The following is a 19,938-nucleotide window of genomic DNA, read 5'->3' on the forward strand; positions in this document are numbered from 1 at the left end:
TAGTCACTTTTAATACAGATAGTAATATAACATCCTTTTTTTAGAATAGCAATAGCAGGATTTAGCTTTATGGCTAAACAGCTATTCTGGTTTAATACCAGTCATCATATAAAATTCCAGGTGATTCGCAATCTCCTCTTTGCTAAACGATTGATGGGATTTTTCCCAATCAAAAATTAGCGCAATATACATTTTGAACATGAGAAAAGCGGTAAGAGACGGATCGCATTTCTTCACTTCATCATTTGCAATCCCCCTCGCGATTTCCTGTTCAAGAAAGAAGAGGATCGCTTGTTCGACAAGATCCAGGGCCTCGATTGCAGCAGGTGTTCCGATTTCCCTTACTTCCTGTGAGAGTTTAATCGCAAGCTGATGTTGCCTACGATGTTCAAGAACGCTATAAAGAGCACGGTGCAAGTTCTCAAAGAAGGTCTTCTCCTCCTTCATAGATGTCTGGGCAAGTTCTTTCATCTCATGCACCATACTGCTTACAACTTCATAGAAAAGCTCTTCTTTATTTTTAAAAAATGTATAGATCGTCCCTTTTCCAACATTCGCAATCTTCGCTACTTGATCCATAGTAGTAGCTTTATACCCAAACATGGAAAATGACTTCTCTGCCGCTTCTAATATACTTTTTCTTCGATCAAACACAATCATTCCCCCCTTCTTATACTGTTATCAGTAGGGTGACTGTCACCGTTGTACCGACCCCTTCTGTACTTGTATAATTGATTTTCCCACCGATATTACGAATAAGCCTATTCGTGATCATTGTACCGAGACCAGTCCCTTTAGATTTCGTGGTATAAAATGGAAGACCCACTTTTTCAAGATCCTCCTTCCTCATTCCAACTCCATTATCGCTAATCACGATGTCTACGGTACCTTTTTTAATTCCATATTGTAAAACCACTTGAATGATTCCATCTTCCTCTATCGCTTCAATTGCGTTTTTCATTAAATTAACTAAGCACTGTTTCAATTCTTGAGGATTACCGAGTATTCGGAAATCATCTTTTTCTTCATACTGAATTTCCACTGCGTGGTAAGATGCTAATACCGCGATTAAATCTGTTGTATCTTTGACGACTTGATTTAAATCCATGGCTTCATACTGGTCTTTAGAAGGTTTAATAAGCATAAGATAATCCGTAATAATCTTATTTGTTCGATCAATCTCTTCTAACATAAGCGGAGCATAATTTTGAACCTTTTTATCTTTCGTATCAGTAGCAATAAACTGAAGAAGACCCCTTACTGTTGTCAGTGGATTTCGAATTTCATGTGCGATTGCCGCAGCCATTTTCCCTGCAACAGAAAGCTTCTCGAGATAGACTGTTTCCTGAAGCTGAATATTTATTATAACTAGGCGTTCAGTAAGGTAGAAAATCATGAAATAAGCAATGGCAAATGCAGCGAAATAAATCGGATAAAAATAGCTTTCTAAAGGATTAATAAACAACAAAACGATCGTTAAATAGGCCATCAAAAAGATTCCCCCTGTGAGGAGAATTACTTTCCATTTTCTAATGGATCTCTGAAAATACCCATTAAAACAATATGCGATGATGAAACCTACTATTGCGATTAGAACACCAACCCATGCATATTCTCCTCCAAGCGATAGACGAGTAAAGGAGATTGTTGCAGTGCAAATAAACCCGGGTAAACCTCCACCGTAAATCGTGACTAAAATAAGTGGTACAACTCTTAGGTCAAAAACTGTATCACCAAATTTCTCAAGTGGGAAGAGCATACAGAGGAGCGCCATTAATGAACTAACGGCGCCGAATATGAGTTTCACTTTTAAGTTGATTGAACTGGAGCGTGTAAATGGCATGACCATATTCCAGATGAATAATACTGAGAAGAGCATTGCTATATTTATGAGTAGAGGTCTTGCCATGTCCAACATCACTATTTCTCCTTTATTACTATTTGTTGCCATTAACATTCTACCATTAGACACCAAGTTAGCCTAATGAACACCTTAAAACTTTGTCTACCTCACTATTATTGGCAATAATCACGGGCATCCAATTGTCTTGAAGGTCCTCAGCTTCCTAATTAGCCTTATTAATTCACCTTTAACGTCTAAGCATAAAAAAAACCCACCCTGAGGGAGGATTCTTTAGTGGTACATTATAAAAAGTTCTTAACGGCCGTGACAGCGTCTTTTCCTTGATCAATACAATCAGGTAACCCCACACCATGATAGGAAGCACCGGCAAGGAATACACCTGGCATATCCTTTTCCACCCCGGCCTTTACAGATTCAATCCTTTTCTTATGACCCACCTCGTATTGGGGCATGGATTGTCTCCATCTTGTGATGCGATAAAACTCAGGATGCCCTTCTATTTCCATAATCTGATTTAAATCATTTAGAACTGTTTGAACGATTTCTTCATCGCTTTTTTCAACTATCTCTTCTTTACCTGCTCTTCCAACATAACAGCGCAGGAGGACTTTCCCTGCTGGAGCAGAGTGCTTCCATTTGCGATGTGTCCATGTGCAAGCTGTTATCGTATAGTCGGCATTTCGCGAAACAACAAATCCTGTTCCATCCATTGACTTTTTGACTGCTTCCTCAGGGAATGCCATCGCGACAGTTGCTACTGTTGTTGAAGGCATTTCATTTAAAGGAGCGACAGCTTTTTGGTCTCTCAACATGTGATAAACCTGTTGATGAGGCGTCGTAACAATGATTGCATCAGCTGGAATTTCCTCACCATTCGTCGTTGTAAGTAAATAGGTTCCTTCTGACCTTTGTAAGTGATCGATCTTTACATTCTTTCTTATAATCACATCAGTCAATTTCTCTTCGATAGCTCTAACGAATGACTGTAAACCAGACTTCACTGTTAGAAAAGCCGGTTTTTTCTTACCTGTGCTTCTTCTTGAAGCTGGTGTCGTCTTTTTCATCCCCAAAATTAAACTACGATACTTTTTCTCCACCTCATAAAATTGAGGAAAAGTAGACATTAAGCTCAACTTATCAATGTCTCCAGCGTATATGCCTGACAGGAGTGGTTCGATTAAGTTTTCAACAACTTCGCTTCCAAGTCTCCTTCGGAAGAACAATCCAAGTGATTGATCATTTCCATCATCTTCTCTCCTCGGAAGAACCAAATCCCCAGCTGCTCTTGCCTTTCCTTTCAATGAAAAGAGATTTGTAGAAATAAAAGGAGAAAGTTCAGTGGGAATTCCCATCACCGCTCCGCCCGGTATAGGATAAAGCTGATCATTATTAAGCACAAATGCCTGTCCGGTTGAATTCGGTACAAGTTCATTTTCCATACCAACTTCCTTTACCAGTCGAGCTGCACTTTCTTTCCTCTCAAGAAAAGAATCAGGTCCTCGCTCAATAACAAAACCATTCGTTGTATCAGTCTGGATTTTTCCGCCGAGTCGATCGGTACCTTCTAATAAGGTAATTTGGTAAGGAAGGTTCGCTGTCTTCATATCTTTCTGAAGATAATAGGCTGCTGTCAAACCAGTAATGCCGCCTCCAACAATAACTATTTTCTTTTTATTTTCACTCATCATTGATCATCTTCTTTTTCATTAATTCACGAGTCACGACTGTAGCTAGAATTTCAATAAATTCATTACTGGCATTTGGCATATCAGGACGATGGTAAGCTGCACCGAGTTCATCTGTCATTTGTCTGCATTCATAGTCGTTATCATATAGTACTTCAAGATGATCGGCCACAAAACCAACAGGACAATAGATAAAACCGGTGTATCCCTCCTGTTCAAATAGATCACGTGTCAAATCCTGAATGTCAGGACCAATCCATGGGTCAGGAGTATTTCCCTCGCTCTGCCAGCCGATTGCGTAATGTTTAATTCCCGCTGCGTCAGCAATATGTTTTGCCGTCTCCTGAAGCTGAGCAGGATATGGATCTCCATCCTGCAATATTTTCTCAGGTAAACTATGAGCGGAAAAAATCACTATGGTTTTCTTTTTCTCATCTTCATCCATTTCACTTAAACATGATTTCAATTCATTAACCCAGTACTGAATGAACTTGGGCTCATTGTACCACTGGTCAATCGAATGAATAACTGGAAAGCCCTTTTTATTTGCTTCTGCTTTCGCACGTTCGTTATAAGTTTTTACACCAACAGTAGAATAATGTGGAGCAAGCACAATGCTGATCGCCTCTGTTACTCCATCTTTTTGCATACTTTTAACAGCATCTTCTACAAATGGTTCAATATGTTTTAATCCTAAATAGCTCTTAAACTGAACTTCTTCACCGTACTGTTCGTTCATTCGATCTTCAAGCTTTTGAGCCTGTGCTTTTGTAATATCTGCTAAAGGTGAGATACCACCTATTGCCTCATATCTTTCGATTAAATCCTGCAACATTTCTTCTGTAGGTTTTTTCCCTCGTTGAATATGAGTATAATATGGTTCAATCTCCTTTTCACTTCGCGGTGTCCCATAAGCCATTACAAGAAGGCCAATCGTTCGCTTCATACTGCACCTCCCGATTCCCCCAATTCCTTAGCTGTTCTTACGTGTATAATCGTGTACAAAGTTTGTTAAGCGCTGAAGAGTTTCTACCTTAACCTGTGGGAAAACTCCATGTCCTAAATTGAAGATATATCCAGGCGTTTCCATTCCTTGATCAAGTATTTCTTTCGTGCGCTCCTCGATTACTTCCCAGGGAGCAAGAAGTAGTGCAGGCTCAAGATTTCCCATTAACGGCCTTGTAATGCCCTCGATTTCTCGTGCTTTCTTGATGGTTATACGCCAGTCAATCCCAATCACATCTAAAGGAAGTTTATTCCACTCCTGAATGAGATGGCTCGCACCAACTCCAAACATTAAAAGTGGAACACCTAGCTCTTTAAGGGAAGAAAAGATTTTATTCATAATCGGTGCAATATAAGTGCGATAGTCCGCTTCATTTAAAGCGCCAACCCACGAATCAAACAATTGAATCGCCTGGGCGCCTGCCTGAACCTGAGCCGTTAAATAAGCAATTGTCATGTCACCAAGTTTATTCATGAGACGATGCCAGCCCTCTGGATCAGAGTACATAAATGCTTTTGTCTTATAATAGTTTTTTGAAGGGCCACCTTCAATCATATAGCTCGCTACAGTAAACGGCGCACCACTAAATCCAATTAACGGTACCGATAGCTGCTCTCTTAGCATCTTGATCGTTTCCATTACATAAGGAATATCTTTCAGCGGGTCCAGTTCCCCAAGACGATCAATGTCCGACCTCGTCTTAATCGGATTGTCGATGACAGGACCGACACCTGATTTTATTTCAACGTCTACTCCAATTGATGGGAGTGGGGTCATAATATCAGCGAACAGGATCGCTGAATCAACACCAAGCTGTTCTACCGCAAATCGCGTTACCTCTGCAGCTACTTCTGGATTTAAATTCATTTCATGAAAGGAATATTTTTCGCGAATTTTTCTATATTCAGCCTGATATCGACCCGCTTGTCTCATATACCATACAGGTGTATGGTCTGTCTCTTCTCCCCGGCATGCCCGAAGAAATTGATCATTAAATGGTGCTTTACTCATGCTTGTCCACCTTCCTAATACAAAACGTTCATTTTTATATCCCTACATACTATAGCGATTGATGCCTTTAGTGTACAGATAATCCGATAAAATGTCATAAAATTGTCCATGTTTGAAGCCGTTTTCACTTATACCTTATCATAACGGTATATGCCATAATGTGATAGTCATCACTGTTTTTTAGGTCAATTTCTTTCTCTGCAAGCTACTCTATATCCCTTTTCTCATTTTCGTCGTTTCTAAACCTATCAAGCAAGCTAACCGAAGCCTCATTAGAAGGATTCCCTTCTTGATCCGTCAAGGGATTGTATGGAATGACTTCGTACGATACTGAACCAAAGAAAGATATTGAATTTCTAGTATACTCCCCCTTCCCCTGTACTTCGTCAATCTGTTTCCGTTCCCCATCTTTTATTTCATAGATGTGATAGATGACTCGGTCGTCTTCTGATGACGTCCAGTTCAGCTTCACCGCTGGTAATCCATATAAAAGATCAAATTCCGCACTTAGATCGTTGATATTATTAAGTGAGATCGGTTTCTCCATGTCGTTTACGTCAGAAGGCTTGTTAAATTCTTTCAGACTATTCTTATTAATACTAGCATTAACCACTTTCTTAAAAAGTTGAACCGGATATTCACTGCCACCTGTTAGATATTTTTCTTCTGTTGTACGATCATACCCCATCCAAACCGCACCAACTAGCTCAGGTGTAAAACCAACAAACCAGGCATCACGTGCCCCACCTGGAACACCTTCAAATGTGGTCGTACCTGTTTTGCCCGCAACAGACACCTTTACCTCACCGCTCGTTGCCGTACCGTTTTGGACAACTCCTTCTAGAATTCTCGTCATATACCACGCTGTTTGTTTTGAATAAACTTTTTCTTCATCTAGCTTCGCCTTTCCCACAAGCTCGCCATCATGATCGTAGATCTCGGTTATAAAGTGAGGATCCACCCGTTTACCTTCCGCAACAAAGGGACTATAGGCTTCCATCATTTCGAAAGGGGAAACACCCTTATCAATTCCTCCAAGAGCGATTTTGAGATCGTTATCTTCTACATCAATACCATTTTTCTCTAAATACGTTTTTGAGTAATTAATCCCAATTTCATTTAATAACCAGACGGCAGGAGCATTTGCCGATATCCGAACTGCATCATAAAGGGAAAGCTGGCCTTTATATTGATTGTTGTAATTTGATGGTGAATACCCATCATAATCAATTTTTTCATCTTTTAATAACGTGTAAGGACTGTACTCCTTCTTTTCAAGCGCTGGACCATACACAGCTACAGGCTTTAATGAAGATCCAGGTTGCCTTTTAGCAGTGACATGGTTAAGTCCCTTCTGTACATACTCTCTTCCTCCCTGTACAACTGCAACACCACCGGTTTTAACATCCATCATGGTTAGGGCACCTTCAGGGGGCTCATTCTTGACGCTTCCAGGGAAGAGGCTACTATTCTGAAATTGATCATAAGCAGTCTTTTGGAGCTTAACATCCATTGGTACTACAATTTTATAACCGCCTCTTAATACTTCTTCATTTGAAAGATTGTATTTCGTTTTTGCTTCTTGAAGCGTCATATCAATATAGGTTAGAAAAGCCGGCTCCTTCGTCACCTCTGCTACATCAAGTGAAAGCGTCTTACCCTGAAGACGGACTGCTTCCTCAGGGGTCACATAATCATGCTTCTCCATTAATGAGAGAACGAGATCTCTCCGCTCTTTACTTTTATCAGGATTATTAATTGGTGAATACGTGGATGGCGCTTTAGGTAAACCAGCAAGCATGGCTCCTTCCTCCATACTTAATTCAGAAGCTGATTTATTGAAGAACATTTTTGAAGCAGACTGAATCCCATATGCACCATGCCCAAAATAAATCTGGTTCAAATACATTTCAAGTATTTTATCTTTGCTATAATTTCGTTCGAGGTTAATCGCAATCACAGCTTCTTTTGTTTTTCGCAGCCACGATTTATCGTTTGTTAAAAACACATTCTTTGCTAGTTGTTGGGTAATTGTACTTCCACCCTCTACTTTCTCTCCTGCAAGGATGTCACGATAGAGCGCGCGGCCGATCGCCTTCACATCCACACCATGGTGATCATAGAACCGACTATCTTCTGTAGCAATAAACGCATCTTCCACATGATTAGGAATGTCATCTATTGATATGGGATCACGATTTTCAAAATAAAGTTTAGTAATAAGTTCCCCATTAGAATCAACAAGCTGTGAAGCAGAGTTCATCACAAGCTTTTTTTCATCGATCACGTAATTCCCTGCAAGCAGAATACCTAAATAGCCTAATAACCCTATAACAAAAACTGCTGTTGTGATAACCATCCCTATTCCAAGTTTCTTCATTCTATGAGGCACTCCTTAGATAACGTTGAATTAAAGCTAAGCTTACAATAAAAAAACGTATTTTTGTACCATCTACAATGACGATTTGGTTTAGTTTTTGCCAAATAAGGGTAAAGTATCACGTAATTCTGCCAGATCACTTTTTGAAAGGATGAGTGGAATGAACGTTTATGTTACATATGGGACGTACGAATATTTGTCAAAGTTAAAAGAAGATCACAACGAGAAAGGTGTCATGCTGTTATCTAATCCAGATGGAGCTGCTCTTTATCATGAAACTCCTTCAAAAACCTTTTTCAAGAATGCAAAAAGCTATGAGCTAATGGATCAAAAAGGTGGGGTTTCTGATCCTGGCTTTGTGGTTTTAAATCACATTCCAGTTGAAGAAAGCGAACGTGCTGTTTTCGAAGACCGATTTAAAAATCGAGCAGGCAAGGTTGAAAGCGAACCCGGCTGTCAGGGTATTCGCATACTCAGGCCGCTTCACAACGACCCTTATATCGTCGCTACTTTCTGGGATAGCGAGAAGGATTTTAAGAATTGGCAATCGTCTGAAGCATACGATGCTGCCCACAAAAACAGAAATACAAGCAAAGGATTACCAAAGACTATCTTTTCAGGAAAACCATATCTAAAAACGTATCAAGTCGAAAAGAACGGTCTTGTTTAATCACCATTATACCCGGGTACAGAGGCAGGGATAGCCTAATTCATACAGGAGTGATCGTAATGCTAGTAAGCGAAAGTGAAGTTTATCGCTATAGTCTGGACACGAGTGATGGTAAAAAGGGTAGTGTAAAGCAGTTCTATTTTGATGATGAACACTGGGCCATCCGCTATCTTGTTGTTGATACACACAAATGGCTTCCAGGTCGTAAAGTCCTTCTTTCTCCGATTTCAATAGAACGTTTGAATCACGTTAAAGAAACAATATCCGTTTCCCTTACAAGTGAAGAAGTGAAAAACAGTCCTGATACAGATACAGAGCAACCTATTTCTCGAAAGCACGAAATGGAGATCAATCGCCACTTCAGCTGGCCATATTACTGGGTAGGAACCGGCGCTTGGGGTGGTGGTATGTACCCGAGACCTTTCATGGCAGAGGATATGGTCGAAGAAGAATCCCCTCTTCAACCTTCAGATAATGAGGAAGAAAGCCATTTACGCAGTACAAAAGAAGTTTCTGGTTACCATATCCAGGCGATTGACGGAGAGATTGGTCACGTGGAAGATTTTATTTTCGACGAAGAAACATGGAAACTTCGCTATTTCGTAGTTGATACGAAAAACTGGCTCCCTGGTAAACAAGTGTTGGTTTCTACCCATTGGATTTCAGACATCCACTGGCAAGATCGCACGGTACATGTCGATATACCACAGGAGGCGATCAGAAATTCGCCTGAGTTTCGGCTTAACGAACCCATTTCCCGTCGATTTGAAGAAAATCTTCACTTGCACTATGGAAAAAGAGGATACTGGGAATTTTAATAACAAGCGAGGTGGTCTTCCACCTCGCTTATTTCAGACAAAGAGTGAACTAATTTCCCAGGAAATCCTACCGTTTGACAGCAGGCGGCGCATTGGGAGAACAACCATTCAACAATAAACCAGCCTATTCATCCGTTTACTATACTAAATAAAAAGGAAAACCGTAGAAAAAAGAGATAGATAGGAGCTTTTTTGTGGAGAAATCAAACAAGAAAAATCAAAAAGCAAAGTATCCTGAGAGGCAGTTTTACTTCCCAGCGCAAATTGTAGAAACGTTTATTGCAAAAGGCGAAGCACATAGTGATCGTCCTCTCAATCGTCAATTTATTCTTTCCATATTAGCAGGCGCTTTTGTTACGTTTGGAGCTATCTTTTCCGTGCTCATTGCACTCGGGGTCGAAACAGAAGGCATTCATAACCTTCTTGCTGGGATTGGTTTTGTAACAGGATATGCGATCGTTTTTATATCTGGCGCAATATTGTTTACAGAGGTAAACGTTCTTCTTCCCACGTATATTTTACAAAGAAAATTCTGGATTCCGAAGAATATTATGAAATTCTGGGTCGTTTGTTATCTAGGGAATTTATTGGGTGCCCTTCTCGTTGGTGCTCTCGTTGTAGCATCAGGCTCCCTTACACCTGAATTTTATACAGAATTAAACACATACACTGAGCATAAGATGAAATTCCTATCGAAGGGGACGTTGGGATGGTTTCAAATCATGCTCTCTGGAGTCATCGCTAACTGGTTAATCGGAATGGCTGCATTCCTTGCAACTGCAGCACGCGATTTGACTGGGAAAGTACTGGCTACAACACTTCCTGTTATTATATTTGTAGCCGGAAACTTTCAACACAGCGTGGCGAATATGGGGTATTTCAGCACTTCGTTTATCCATGGTGCTGAGTATACATGGGTAGAGTTTCTATTTTTCAACCTCGTTCCTGCGAGTATAGGTAATTTAATTGGCGGAGGGATTTTAGTTGCCCTTACGTTCACTTATGCTTTTAAAGAAGAAATAAATGAAGAAGCTTTTCCAAGAGAAGAAGCGGAATAGGAAAAAGGAGCAGTGCAAATCTGCTCCTTTTTCCTATTCATGAATGAAAGATAGACTAAGTCTTCTAATAGGGTGTAGACTTTTGTCGATAAGGGAATAAGAGGAGAAGATTAAGAGAAAGGGGAATGGCATTGACACGTACAGCAATCATCTTAAACCCTAAAGCGGGAAATGTGAAATTGGTTGACCAAATCGATATCATCCAGGAGAGACTAAAAGTTAAGTTCGGAAATGTCACTCTATATAAAACAGAATACCCTGGTCACGGGGCTGAATTAGTAGAACAATTAGCTGATAAAGTTGATGTATTGATTGGGGCTGGCGGAGATGGCACCATTTACGAACTGGCTAATGCCATTTGCCAAAGAGGTAAACGTCCAGTATTTGGCGTGATCCCTGGTGGAACATGCAATGATTTCTCTAGAGCACTTGGTATCAATCAGAATCCGCTTCAAGCCGTTGAACAACTCCTGGAGGATCATCGATCACTAATAGATGTTGGAAAGTCGAATGATGAATACTTTCTAAATTTCTGGGGAATTGGCTTAATCACTCAAGCTTCAGAAAATATTAATCCAGATACCAAGGAATTATTTGGGCGACTGTCATATTACATTAGCACAGCCCAAACGATTAATAATCCTGTCCCCTTTCACCTTAAAGTGGAAGCTGATGAAGCCAATTTTGAAGGAGAAGCTGTTATGATGATCGTAGGGAATGGCCCATTTACGGGGGGGATTCAAGCCTTTTTTCCACAAAACAACCTTAAGGATGAAGAATTTGATATTCTCATTATAAAGGAAACGTCTCTTCCAACATTCTGGTCCATTTTTCAATCAAAAATGTTTAAACAGTCGCGGTTTAATGAAGCTATTATCCATTTTCAAGCGAAAAACTTAACCGTATCGACTACACCTAACCAAACTATCGACTGTGACGGAGAGCGAAACTTCACAACCCCGTCTACACTCGAAGTTTTACCAGGATATTTAACTGTCCTTACTGGAGAAAACTTTTTTGAATGATCCAAAGCTAACGGACGATCGTTTAATCCATAGCAACCATTCCAATGAGAAAATACAAGCAAATAGCCAGAGTGCTCCTGCTGAATAACCTGCCAGGACATCACTTGGATAATGAACGCCGAGGTAAATCCTACTAAACCCAATCAGCAATATGAATAGGAAAACCAGTACCGCACTGATCCATTTAGTTGTCCTACCTCTCTGGCTTCTTACAATGAGATATCCGAGAAAACCGTACAAAATAAATGATCCCATTGAATGTCCGCTTGGAAAGCTGTATCCCACCGCATCATATGCTGCATCTACTGTAGGTCTTGAACGTTCAAAGAAATTCTTAAGAACCGTTGTTAAGAGACCTCCCGCTCCTTGCGCTATAACAAAGGATATAATACTCCAGAGATCTTTCTTTTTAAACCATAGGATCGCAATGGTTGCGATCGTGACGACCGTTATCCACCACACAGATCCAAGCTCTGTAATAATTTCCATTAAATTAAGCAGCCAATCTGAACGAACTACATCAATTCCTGAAATAATTGCCTGATCAAAATCAAGCGTTTCTTTCTCCAAAATTTCTTCTGCAAGCTCTGAAAACAACATAATAGCTAGAATGGCAACAATGAGGCCAAATGCGTTCAAAACCAGGGGATACAAGACCTTCTTTTGCTTCAGGACACCTGGAAAAGATCTGAAAAACTCGTTTTTATTCATGCAGATCTCGCCTTTCGTTCAAAATTTAAATGCCGTTGCAAAATATCTATGATCGAAAATTATAAGTCCTTATAAAGTGAAACTTCCATCAGAGGGAGTTTTGCTTCATCCCCCTCTGATGGTTAGTTGAACCAATCGGACCTTTAGGGGCAGTTGACCCCCACCTAAACCTCTCGATTGATTTACATTTTGAGGTGGGGGTTTTACTGCCCCTTAAGGCTGGGATAAAAGTAGTAAACAGAACAATTTTAAAAAAAGCCGCTGACTAGCAGCGGCTTTTCAACTACTTAACTTTATTTACCATGCGTACAAGAAGATGCGCAAGCTCATGGCGTTGCTCTTTATTGCCTACAAGCCAGAGCTCCTGAAGAAGTTTCTCTTCACGGTTCTTAGGTTCTTCTTTCTGAGCGAGATACCCCGCTACTTTCTCAGCAGCCTGAGCTAACATCTCTTCGCTAAGCCCTAATTTCTCTCCGATCTCAACTCTTTTAGCGAGATAGTCTTTAAAGCCTTCAAAGTTCGATAAAATGTCTTCCTTACGATCTTCACTCATTCGGTCTATTGTATCGTCTACTTTATTAACATTTAGATTACTATCTTTGTCGACAAGATGATTCTTTTCACTCATGATTAAACACTCCTGATTAGCTGTCCATGACAGACAGGGATTTTTCAATAAACGCTGGAATATCGTCAGGATTACGGCTACTTACAAGATTCCCTCCACAAACGACTACCTCTTCATCGTAGACAATAGCCCCTGCATTCTTAAGATCGGTTTGAATAGATTTAAATCCAGTAATGTTACGTCCGTTTAACACTTCAGCTGAAATAAGCAACTGTGGTCCGTGGCATATGACCAGTGTTTTCTTGTTCATAAATGCCATCTTCTTCGTGAATGCTACAAAACGATCATCAGCACGTAGTTCATCTGGAGACACTCCTCCAGGTATAAATAGTACATCAAACTCCTCAGGCTTCACATCGTCAATGCCTTTATCAGAAATTACTTTAGCATCTCCCTGTTTACCTGTCAGTTCTTCTCCTGCTTGATGGCTGATAACAGTAAGAGAATGACCTGTACTCTTAAATTGCTCAGCTGGTTTTGTATATTCTACATCCTCAAACATGCTTGTCATAAGTATAGCTACCTTACTCAATTGAAGCCCTCCTATATGTGCTATTATACTTTACATAGTTGATTATTACCCCCCCTTCTATCTGTCAAACATTCTTTATATTGTTCATTAGTTTTCTCATATTTATGTTTTATTGCACGGGAGTAAGGGTAAAATTAGTATGGAACCGAAACTGAATTGAATTAGAAAGGATGTTTAGAATGGCAGACAAAAAACAAGAACTTATTGATGGACTAAATGTAGACCTTGCGAATGAGTATGCGGCAAGTATTATGTATACTTACAATGCGGCAGTTGTTTCAGGATTATACCGCCAAACATTGAAACCTTTCTTCGAGAGCGAAATTGCAGATGAACTGGGACACGCACTATATCTTGCAGAGAAAATTAAAGTACTTGGTGGCACGCCAACAACTGCTCCTGCAGAAGTCAAACAGCTAACAGATGTAAAAGAAATGCTTCTAGAAGCTCGAGGCGCTGAAAAGGAAACTATTGACCGATATGAAAAGCGTAAAAAGCAAGCTGAAGAGCTTGGATATACAGAGCTAGTTGTTAAACTTGATGACATGATTTCTGATGAAACACACCATATGGAAGAAATGGATCGCATCCTTAGCGATTCACGTTTCGAATAGATCGTAATATAAAAGAGCGAGCCGATTTTATATTGGCTCGCTCTTTTTTTATTTTTCTACTGATTCGGAGAGAATGATTCGCTGGCGATACGCATTCATGGCATTTTCACCCAGCCAATCAATAAAGTGATAATTTACAAGAGCTCCTACTACCGCTCCAATCCCAGGAATCATCTGAAGAAACTTTGGAAGATCAATATAGTCTCTATACTCCATTTGAAAAGCTTTCCAATCATGCTCATCATTAAATTTATTCTTCTCTGTAGAAGCCTGATCCCAGTTCTGCATACGTTTATACACTTCTTTTCTGAAGCTATTAGATGAAAAAGCCAATTGAAAAACATGAAGAATAAATACTCGCTCTCGTAACTTCTTCGCATCATATCCATATATACTGGCGATATCAAACAGCATTTTCATTTTTATCGACAATAGCAGTGGGAAATCAGCCAATCCCAGAAAAATGCCACCAGCTCCTGTACCTGCGCCTTCAGCCGCTGCAACTCGCTTGTAGGTTACAATAGCCTGTCTCGCCTGCTTATCTCTAAATACCATCGATTGATTTTGAATAGGCTCTTTAACCGTATACGTATTTCCTTTAAGTACTGCCTGAACCATTGTTTTCACACTGTTAGTTACAAGAGCATGTACACGTTCTGGAATCGCCCGATTGATGCGAGTCTGAACGTTTTTGGCAGAGCGTGAGAACATTGATGATTTTTTCTTCATGCTTCTCTCCCATGACTCTAACTCTTCTTTAACCTCATCATAATAATCGTTCATGGCATACTTCCTTTTATGTTAGTTAACAGCTTTCAGCTTACCCTTTGCACCTCTAAGTGATGCAAAAGAAACCGCCAGAGCCCCGGCAAGTGCAACTAAAAATAACTCAATTACATTGAAACGAAGAAGAAAGGAAAGAACTGCAAAAGAAGTCGCCTGAACACCAAGCAGTCTTACTAGAAGAGCACGATAGGCTTTCCCTTGTTCCGTTTCAGAAACCGGATAGAGCTTCACCATGACATGAGCTTGAAAATGCGGATAAAGCGTGCGCAACTGAACAGCAGTCATATAAACAATGAGCGCAGCTCCAATCATTCTTCCCGTTATACCCGGTACAAAAGCAATGACTATAAATCCAATAAATAGCAGGCGAATATAAATTCCAAAATATTCATTACTCCGTATAAATGCTTTTTGATAAAGGGTCTCATAAACCGTATTCGACGGAAGTAGTTTCTCTGCCATCGCACTTATTGTACGCCTTTGTTTAACAGACTGCTTTAATTTAGGTACATCAGTAAACAAATTTGCAGTCCGATAAAACTTCATACTCTGTTTTTCATCGAGTTTCAGTAGATTATCCCATTTAATGGCATAGTTACGTTGGAGAGGATAAAAAACGAAAAATAGTGTCGCTACAATGATTCCAGCAGCTAGAGCCACATATATCCACAGTGCCTGTATGAGCAACATGTAAGTTACCAGCATCGTTAGCACTAATCGAATGAATGTATAGCCAATAACTGATTGGTGTGCCGGTAGATGAAGTTCCATCCACTTCATAACAACATTTACCCCTTTTAATAGAACAAGCACAGTTATGACGAACACATAATAGGCCGTTCCAGCATTCGTTTCATGCTGGTATAATGGCGCAAGAATTGTTAAGACAACAACGGTAATAAAAACCTGAAGTAGAAAGCTGTAAAGAAGTGATTTACGAAAATAGCCAGCTAAACGGTCTTCGGCAGGTAACAAAAAGACTAGATCCGCTTCAGAAAGAAAGAAGCGAAGCGGTGTACGCACGATTACAGCCGCAGCAATAACCGTCATGATAGCAAGACCAGGGAAAGCATCTGGTAGTACTTTCAGCAGTTCACTGTAATAATACGCCCCAAATATGAGTGTCAGAACGAGCGTGAATAGAAAACTGCTGTTTCCTATTAATCGAAAATACCTGAGCGCAATCTTCCAGAACGCACCAGCTCGTTCCTTCCATAACGTATCAAGCTGCATCATTTCCCGCTCCTGGTCGCTTTAATATAAATATCATCAAGCGTAGCTGTTGACTGACCAATTTCTTTCCGCAATTCTGTCATTGTGCCTGACATCACAATTTCTCCATCATGGAGAATAATAAAACGGTCGCAGTACCGCTCCGCTGTGGAAAGAATATGCGTTGACATTAACACACCTGCACCTTCTTCTTTCATTTGAAGCATAGTATCAAGAAAAGACTGAATACCAATAGGATCAAGGCCGACGAATGGTTCATCAACGATGTATAGGGAAGGTTTAACTAGAAAGGCACACATAATCATCACTTTCTGTCTCATCCCTTTAGAAAAATGACCAGGAAACCACTTTTTCATATTCGTCATCCGAAACTCTTTAAGAAGCTCTTCCGCTCTCTCCTTCGACTCTTCACCAAGCTCATAAGCAAGGGCAGTCAATTGTAAGTGCTCCCAGAGAGTAAGTTCGTCATATAATAACGGGGTCTCAGGTATGTAAGAAAATTGTTTGCGGTAGCTATCTTTATTCTCAGAAAACGTGCTTCCTGCAACACGAATACTCCCTTTCATTGGATCAAGCAGACCAAGAATATGCTTGATTGTCGTACTTTTCCCTGCACCATTTAAACCAATTAACCCTACGATTTCGTTCGACTTAACGTTAAGTGATAGGTCATGCAGGACAGGCTTATTGGCCTGATACCCACCAGTAAGATTGTTTACTTCTAATATTGAATTTGTCATAGAGGTCCTCTCATTTCTTCATTTGACTTCATTTTAACAAACTTTATCCCTTTGAGTGGAGTAACTGCCCAGTCCACTCTCGGGTATTGGCATTGGGGTCGCATTACTATATCCCCTCACAGGGGATGAATCCCCTTCTGATGGAAGTTACACTTTAATCCTCCGTCTCAATACTTGTTCACATCTTACCCTGTTTCATCTGGCGTTTCTACAAGAATCCTCCATTGTTCAGCAAACGGTTGAAAATAGTTGAATAGATTTAATCATTTGCGAACATCCTTATTATAGGGTGCAACGTCTTCCCTTAAACAAGTTGCACCCAGGGCTCTGCACCCCCGGCAGGGCCCATTTTACTGTTTAGATCACCTTTCCTCCCTTATTTTCTGTTAAAATTCAATCCCAATAATAGATGTAAGGACAAGTGTATATGAAAATTATGGTACGATGAATAAAAAGATTGAAAGGATGATAATTATGAGCCACTCGCCTGATTGCATCTTCTGCAAAATTGTTAATGGAGACATTCCTTCTGCAAAAGTTTATGAGAACGAGGATGTACTCGCATTTCTTGATCTCACTCAAGTAACTGAAGGACACACGCTCGTCATTCCAAAAAAGCATCAGCAAAATATTTATGAGCTTGAATCCGACACAGCGTCTAAACTATTTGCTGCCGTTCCTAAAATCGCAAATGCCCTACGAGCGAATTTCACCCCTGAAGGCATGAATATTTTAAATAATAATGAAGCTATTGCTGGACAATCTGTCTTTCATTATCACCTCCACCTTATTCCGCGTTACGGCAAGGGGGATGGTTTTGGTGCGGTTTGGAAAACACACGAGAATGATTATGATGCCGATACATTACAGCGGCTCGCTGAAGGTGTTCGTTCTCAATTGAAATCATAACGAAATACGAAAACAGGAGGCCAACTAAGGTCTCCTGTTTATTTATGAACGCGTCATTTCATTTAATGTATGAAAACCATTCGGTTCAACCCAATCAGGATGATCAAACGTTTCATCCATTCCACTAAGCATTGTCGATATTTTTGATCGTAAATTATCATTCCAACGCAATTCATGAATAAACTCTTCTCTATGCCCTCCATAACCAAGCATGCTTTTCAGTTCATTTAATAAATCTGCCTGCCACATGGAAGTGACTGTTGATTCTCCTGGTATATCAATAAATCGAACGAATGAGCCATCACGTTTATAGGCATGAGGATAATAATAAGCATATACTCGCTCAAAATGCTCGCCTGTCTTCAGTGTTAATTTTCCATGACGGTGCTCACGAAGAACATAGCCTCCCTCCGTTCGATTTAATAATTCCAGCTGCTCTCGATCAACAAACGTCACCCACACTTCTGTCTTTGCACCAGGTACCGGGGCAATCACAGCTGGAATCGCCCCATATGGTGCAAGAAAAGATCCAGCTACCACATCGGTATCGGTTATCTCGGCACGGTAATAAAGAATAAAATCATTTAGATCTGGATTAAGACTAAATTTGTACCTGAGTTGAGCAAGGCAAACATTCGAACCATATGCAAGAAGTGGAATACGATCCTCAATAGGAGACAGGCCCTCAGTTCCTAAAAGTTCCTCTACCGTAAATTGTTCTGTTGAGGCGAAGGCGAGTGAACCAGAAACGTCCTCTCCTCTCGCATAGTGAACTATTTGTTTTTCTACTGATACGTTTACTCTTTCATCAATTCTATGTGCTTTACCGTTATGGTAAAGAAAAGAAGATGAAGGTCGTGGTCCTGGATAAATATCTGGATGGTCATAGGGTCCGATATGTATTGGTTTGTTTTCGCGATACATTGTTTACACCACTTTCTATACTTTCTCTTCTATTAGAATAGCAAAATACGCAATAGGAGCAAATATCTCATCAATACTAAATTTTCGAAAAGATTAGAAAAAAGCATAGCACCGACGAAACCTTTAATGATAGGATGATTACAAGCAAATTTAAGGTATCGAATTACAATGCTAAAGGAGTGTCTACTAGTGGAACGTCGTTATAATTTTAATGCCGGCCCTTCAGCACTACCACTGGATGTGCTGGATCATGCTCAATCAGAGCTTCTCAGCTATCAGCAGCTTGGTATGTCAATTATGGAATTCAGTCACCGCAGCAAAGAGTACCAGAAGATTCACGATGGAGCCAATGAACTTTTAAGAGAGCTTCTTCACATTCCAGACGATTATGAAGTCCTGTTTCTCCAGGGTGGAGCAAGTTTGCAATTTTCCATGATTCCAATGAACTTCCTCTCTCCTGAACAGCAGGCCAACTATATCATCACAGGAAGCTGGTCCCAAAAAGCGTTAAAAGAAGCCGAAAAAGTTGGTAACACGTATGTAGGAGGCAGTAGTAAAGACTTACACTTCCGTCGCATCCCGAATTTTGAAACATTAAAGTATAGCAATACTGATGCTTATGTACACCTTACGTCTAATAACACTATTCATGGAACACAGTGGAAAACCTTCCCTGATCGACCTCAGTCTACGTTCATCGCAGATATGTCGAGTGATATTCTAAGCCGCACTCTTCCTATTAATCAATTTGGCCTTATCTATGCGGGTGCACAGAAGAACCTTGGCCCGGCTGGTGTTACCGTCGTTATTTTGAAGAAGGACATGTTAAAGAACATCCCCGACAGACTTCCGACGATGCTTGATTATCGCACACATGTGGACAAGCAGTCTCTATACAACACACCGCCATCTTTCGCTATTTACATGCTTTCTCTTGTTCTGGAATGGACGAAGAACAAAGGGGGAATCAGTGCAATCGAAGAGCTTAATAAAGACAAGACAAAAATTCTTTATAATACGATTGACGGAAGCAAAGGGTTCTACAGTGGAACAGCAGAAGAGGAAAGCCGCTCTTCAATGAATGTAACCTTCAACTTACCGAGCGAAGAGCTTGAAGCTCTTTTCCTAAAAGAAGCTGAAGAAGAAGGCTTTATTGGCTTGAAAGGGCATCGTTCCATCGGTGGCTGTCGAGCATCCATTTACAACGCTGTTCCAATCGAGTCCGTAAAAGCACTAAGCGATTTCATGCATACTTTCCATCACAAACACAATATTTAACACTTTTCAACAAACTTCGTTTGTTATGATAAATAAAATAGTTCTTTCGCAGCAGGCACATAGCGC

At 40.3% G+C, this 19,938-nt stretch carries 20 protein-coding genes; 7 read left to right on the forward strand and 13 right to left on the reverse strand.

The window, feature by feature from the left end; translation table 11 throughout:
* Positions 1-81 precede the first annotated feature (81 nt).
* From ABFG93_RS08505 to ABFG93_RS08530, 6 genes are all read right to left on the reverse strand, one after another.
* Entirely contained in the window at positions 82-657 is a 576-nt protein-coding gene (locus ABFG93_RS08505) for a TetR/AcrR family transcriptional regulator (RefSeq protein WP_347552793.1), read from the reverse strand.
* 13 nt (positions 658-670) lie between these two features.
* On the reverse strand, positions 671-1,918 hold the full coding sequence (locus tag ABFG93_RS08510; RefSeq protein WP_347552313.1) for an ATP-binding protein: 1,248 nt from the start codon (positions 1,916-1,918) through the stop codon (positions 671-673).
* A 227-nt stretch (positions 1,919-2,145) separates the two neighbouring features.
* Positions 2,146-3,549 carry a protoporphyrinogen oxidase gene (gene hemY / locus ABFG93_RS08515; RefSeq protein WP_347552794.1) on the reverse strand — a complete coding sequence of 468 codons (1,404 nt, stop codon included), beginning with the start codon at positions 3,547-3,549 and terminating at the stop codon, positions 2,146-2,148.
* Positions 3,542-4,495 carry a ferrochelatase gene (gene hemH / locus ABFG93_RS08520; RefSeq protein WP_347552315.1) on the reverse strand — a complete coding sequence of 318 codons (954 nt, stop codon included), beginning with the start codon at positions 4,493-4,495 and terminating at the stop codon, positions 3,542-3,544. Before hemH ends, hemY begins: the two co-directional genes overlap by 8 nt.
* 27 nt (positions 4,496-4,522) lie before the next feature.
* Positions 4,523-5,566 (reverse strand): uroporphyrinogen decarboxylase, encoded by a 1,044-nt coding sequence (gene hemE, locus ABFG93_RS08525; RefSeq protein ID WP_347552317.1) that lies wholly within the window; start codon positions 5,564-5,566, stop codon positions 4,523-4,525.
* A gap of 205 nt (positions 5,567-5,771) precedes the next feature.
* Positions 5,772-7,946, reverse strand: a complete 2,175-nt coding sequence (locus ABFG93_RS08530; protein ID WP_347552319.1) for a transglycosylase domain-containing protein — start codon at positions 7,944-7,946, stop codon at positions 5,772-5,774.
* A 160-nt stretch (positions 7,947-8,106) separates the two neighbouring features.
* Between ABFG93_RS08530 and ABFG93_RS08535 the strand changes: the two genes are divergently transcribed.
* The 4 genes from ABFG93_RS08535 to ABFG93_RS08550 all read left to right on the forward strand — a co-directional run bounded on the left by ABFG93_RS08535 (position 8,107) and on the right by ABFG93_RS08550 (position 11,517).
* Complete coding sequence (locus tag ABFG93_RS08535) at positions 8,107-8,616, forward strand: antibiotic biosynthesis monooxygenase family protein (RefSeq protein ID WP_347552321.1); 510 nt, start codon at positions 8,107-8,109, stop codon at positions 8,614-8,616.
* 59 nt (positions 8,617-8,675) lie between these two features.
* Positions 8,676-9,434: a PRC-barrel domain-containing protein gene (locus tag ABFG93_RS08540; protein ID WP_347552323.1), complete on the forward strand. Its 759-nt coding sequence runs from the start codon at positions 8,676-8,678 to the stop codon at positions 9,432-9,434.
* Between the two features lie 194 nt (positions 9,435-9,628).
* Positions 9,629-10,492, forward strand: coding sequence for a formate/nitrite transporter family protein (locus ABFG93_RS08545; protein WP_347552325.1), 864 nt, complete (start codon positions 9,629-9,631; stop codon positions 10,490-10,492).
* Positions 10,493-10,617: 125 nt separating this feature from the next.
* The gene (locus ABFG93_RS08550) at positions 10,618-11,517 is read left to right on the forward strand and encodes a diacylglycerol/lipid kinase family protein (protein ID WP_347552327.1); all 900 of its coding nucleotides are present in this window, start codon (positions 10,618-10,620) and stop codon (positions 11,515-11,517) included.
* Here ABFG93_RS08550 and ABFG93_RS08555 read toward each other — a convergent pair.
* The 3 genes from ABFG93_RS08555 to ABFG93_RS08565 all read right to left on the reverse strand — a co-directional run bounded on the left by ABFG93_RS08555 (position 11,482) and on the right by ABFG93_RS08565 (position 13,388).
* Positions 11,482-12,228, reverse strand: a complete 747-nt coding sequence (locus ABFG93_RS08555) for a phosphatase PAP2 family protein (protein WP_347552329.1) — start codon at positions 12,226-12,228, stop codon at positions 11,482-11,484. The genes ABFG93_RS08550 and ABFG93_RS08555 overlap by 36 nt on opposite strands.
* A 283-nt stretch (positions 12,229-12,511) precedes the next feature.
* A complete protein-coding gene (locus ABFG93_RS08560) occupies positions 12,512-12,856 on the reverse strand; it encodes a DUF3243 domain-containing protein (protein WP_347552331.1) in 345 nt (114 codons plus the stop codon).
* Positions 12,857-12,872: 16 nt separating this feature from the next.
* The gene (locus ABFG93_RS08565) at positions 12,873-13,388 is read right to left on the reverse strand and encodes a type 1 glutamine amidotransferase domain-containing protein (protein WP_347552333.1); all 516 of its coding nucleotides are present in this window, start codon (positions 13,386-13,388) and stop codon (positions 12,873-12,875) included.
* Positions 13,389-13,567: 179 nt separating this feature from the next.
* On the opposite strand from ABFG93_RS08565, the gene ABFG93_RS08570 reads away from it, so the two are divergent.
* A complete protein-coding gene (locus ABFG93_RS08570) occupies positions 13,568-14,002 on the forward strand; it encodes a ferritin-like domain-containing protein (protein ID WP_347552334.1) in 435 nt (144 codons plus the stop codon).
* A gap of 48 nt (positions 14,003-14,050) precedes the next feature.
* Here the strand turns inward: ABFG93_RS08570 and ABFG93_RS08575 are convergent, their stop codons facing one another.
* From ABFG93_RS08575 to ABFG93_RS08585, 3 genes are read right to left on the reverse strand one after another with little or no spacing between them, the layout of a single operon-like run.
* Entirely contained in the window at positions 14,051-14,785 is a 735-nt protein-coding gene (locus ABFG93_RS08575) for an EcsC family protein (RefSeq protein ID WP_347552336.1), read from the reverse strand.
* 18 nt (positions 14,786-14,803) lie between these two features.
* The gene (locus ABFG93_RS08580; RefSeq protein ID WP_347552338.1) at positions 14,804-16,024 is read right to left on the reverse strand and encodes an ABC transporter permease; all 1,221 of its coding nucleotides are present in this window, start codon (positions 16,022-16,024) and stop codon (positions 14,804-14,806) included.
* Positions 16,021-16,761, reverse strand: a complete 741-nt coding sequence (locus ABFG93_RS08585; protein WP_347552340.1) for an ABC transporter ATP-binding protein — start codon at positions 16,759-16,761, stop codon at positions 16,021-16,023. Before ABFG93_RS08585 ends, ABFG93_RS08580 begins: the two co-directional genes overlap by 4 nt.
* A 474-nt stretch (positions 16,762-17,235) precedes the next feature.
* Between ABFG93_RS08585 and ABFG93_RS08590 the strand changes: the two genes are divergently transcribed.
* On the forward strand, positions 17,236-17,670 hold the full coding sequence (locus tag ABFG93_RS08590) for an HIT family protein (protein ID WP_347552342.1): 435 nt from the start codon (positions 17,236-17,238) through the stop codon (positions 17,668-17,670).
* Positions 17,671-17,712: 42 nt separating this feature from the next.
* On the opposite strand, the gene ABFG93_RS08595 is transcribed toward ABFG93_RS08590, so the two are convergent.
* Positions 17,713-18,594, reverse strand: coding sequence for a hypothetical protein (locus ABFG93_RS08595; RefSeq protein ID WP_347552344.1), 882 nt, complete (start codon positions 18,592-18,594; stop codon positions 17,713-17,715).
* A 189-nt stretch (positions 18,595-18,783) separates the two neighbouring features.
* Here ABFG93_RS08595 and serC point away from each other — a divergent pair, with 189 nt between their 5' ends.
* A complete protein-coding gene (gene serC / locus ABFG93_RS08600) occupies positions 18,784-19,872 on the forward strand; it encodes a 3-phosphoserine/phosphohydroxythreonine transaminase (protein WP_347552346.1) in 1,089 nt (362 codons plus the stop codon).
* The last annotated feature ends 66 nt before the right edge of the window (positions 19,873-19,938 follow it).

This window comes from Pseudalkalibacillus hwajinpoensis, assembly GCF_039851965.1.
Lineage (GTDB): Bacteria > Bacillota > Bacilli > Bacillales > Guptibacillaceae > Guptibacillus > Guptibacillus hwajinpoensis_E.

What these genes read in the sequence shown, in the direction of transcription:
- ABFG93_RS08510 (WP_347552313.1), bottom strand. Translation starts at nt 1,918, where the DNA reads ATGTTGGACATGGCAAGACCTCTACTCATAAATATAGCAATGCTCTTC.
- ABFG93_RS08585 (WP_347552340.1), bottom strand. Translation starts at nt 16,761, where the DNA reads ATGACAAATTCAATATTAGAAGTAAACAATCTTACTGGTGGGTATCAG.
- ABFG93_RS08555 (WP_347552329.1), bottom strand. Translation starts at nt 12,228, where the DNA reads ATGAATAAAAACGAGTTTTTCAGATCTTTTCCAGGTGTCCTGAAGCAA.
- ABFG93_RS08530 (WP_347552319.1), bottom strand. Translation starts at nt 7,946, where the DNA reads ATGAAGAAACTTGGAATAGGGATGGTTATCACAACAGCAGTTTTTGTT.
- ABFG93_RS08575 (WP_347552336.1), bottom strand. Translation starts at nt 14,785, where the DNA reads ATGAACGATTATTATGATGAGGTTAAAGAAGAGTTAGAGTCATGGGAG.
- hemY (WP_347552794.1), bottom strand. Translation starts at nt 3,549, where the DNA reads ATGAGTGAAAATAAAAAGAAAATAGTTATTGTTGGAGGCGGCATTACT.
- ABFG93_RS08595 (WP_347552344.1), bottom strand. Translation starts at nt 18,594, where the DNA reads ATGTATCGCGAAAACAAACCAATACATATCGGACCCTATGACCATCCA.
- hemH (WP_347552315.1), bottom strand. Translation starts at nt 4,495, where the DNA reads ATGAAGCGAACGATTGGCCTTCTTGTAATGGCTTATGGGACACCGCGA.
- ABFG93_RS08560 (WP_347552331.1), bottom strand. Translation starts at nt 12,856, where the DNA reads ATGAGTGAAAAGAATCATCTTGTCGACAAAGATAGTAATCTAAATGTT.
- ABFG93_RS08535 (WP_347552321.1), top strand. Translation starts at nt 8,107, where the DNA reads ATGAACGTTTATGTTACATATGGGACGTACGAATATTTGTCAAAGTTA.
- ABFG93_RS08590 (WP_347552342.1), top strand. Translation starts at nt 17,236, where the DNA reads ATGAGCCACTCGCCTGATTGCATCTTCTGCAAAATTGTTAATGGAGAC.
- ABFG93_RS08550 (WP_347552327.1), top strand. Translation starts at nt 10,618, where the DNA reads ATGGCATTGACACGTACAGCAATCATCTTAAACCCTAAAGCGGGAAAT.
- ABFG93_RS08540 (WP_347552323.1), top strand. Translation starts at nt 8,676, where the DNA reads ATGCTAGTAAGCGAAAGTGAAGTTTATCGCTATAGTCTGGACACGAGT.
- ABFG93_RS08580 (WP_347552338.1), bottom strand. Translation starts at nt 16,024, where the DNA reads ATGATGCAGCTTGATACGTTATGGAAGGAACGAGCTGGTGCGTTCTGG.
- ABFG93_RS08570 (WP_347552334.1), top strand. Translation starts at nt 13,568, where the DNA reads ATGGCAGACAAAAAACAAGAACTTATTGATGGACTAAATGTAGACCTT.
- hemE (WP_347552317.1), bottom strand. Translation starts at nt 5,566, where the DNA reads ATGAGTAAAGCACCATTTAATGATCAATTTCTTCGGGCATGCCGGGGA.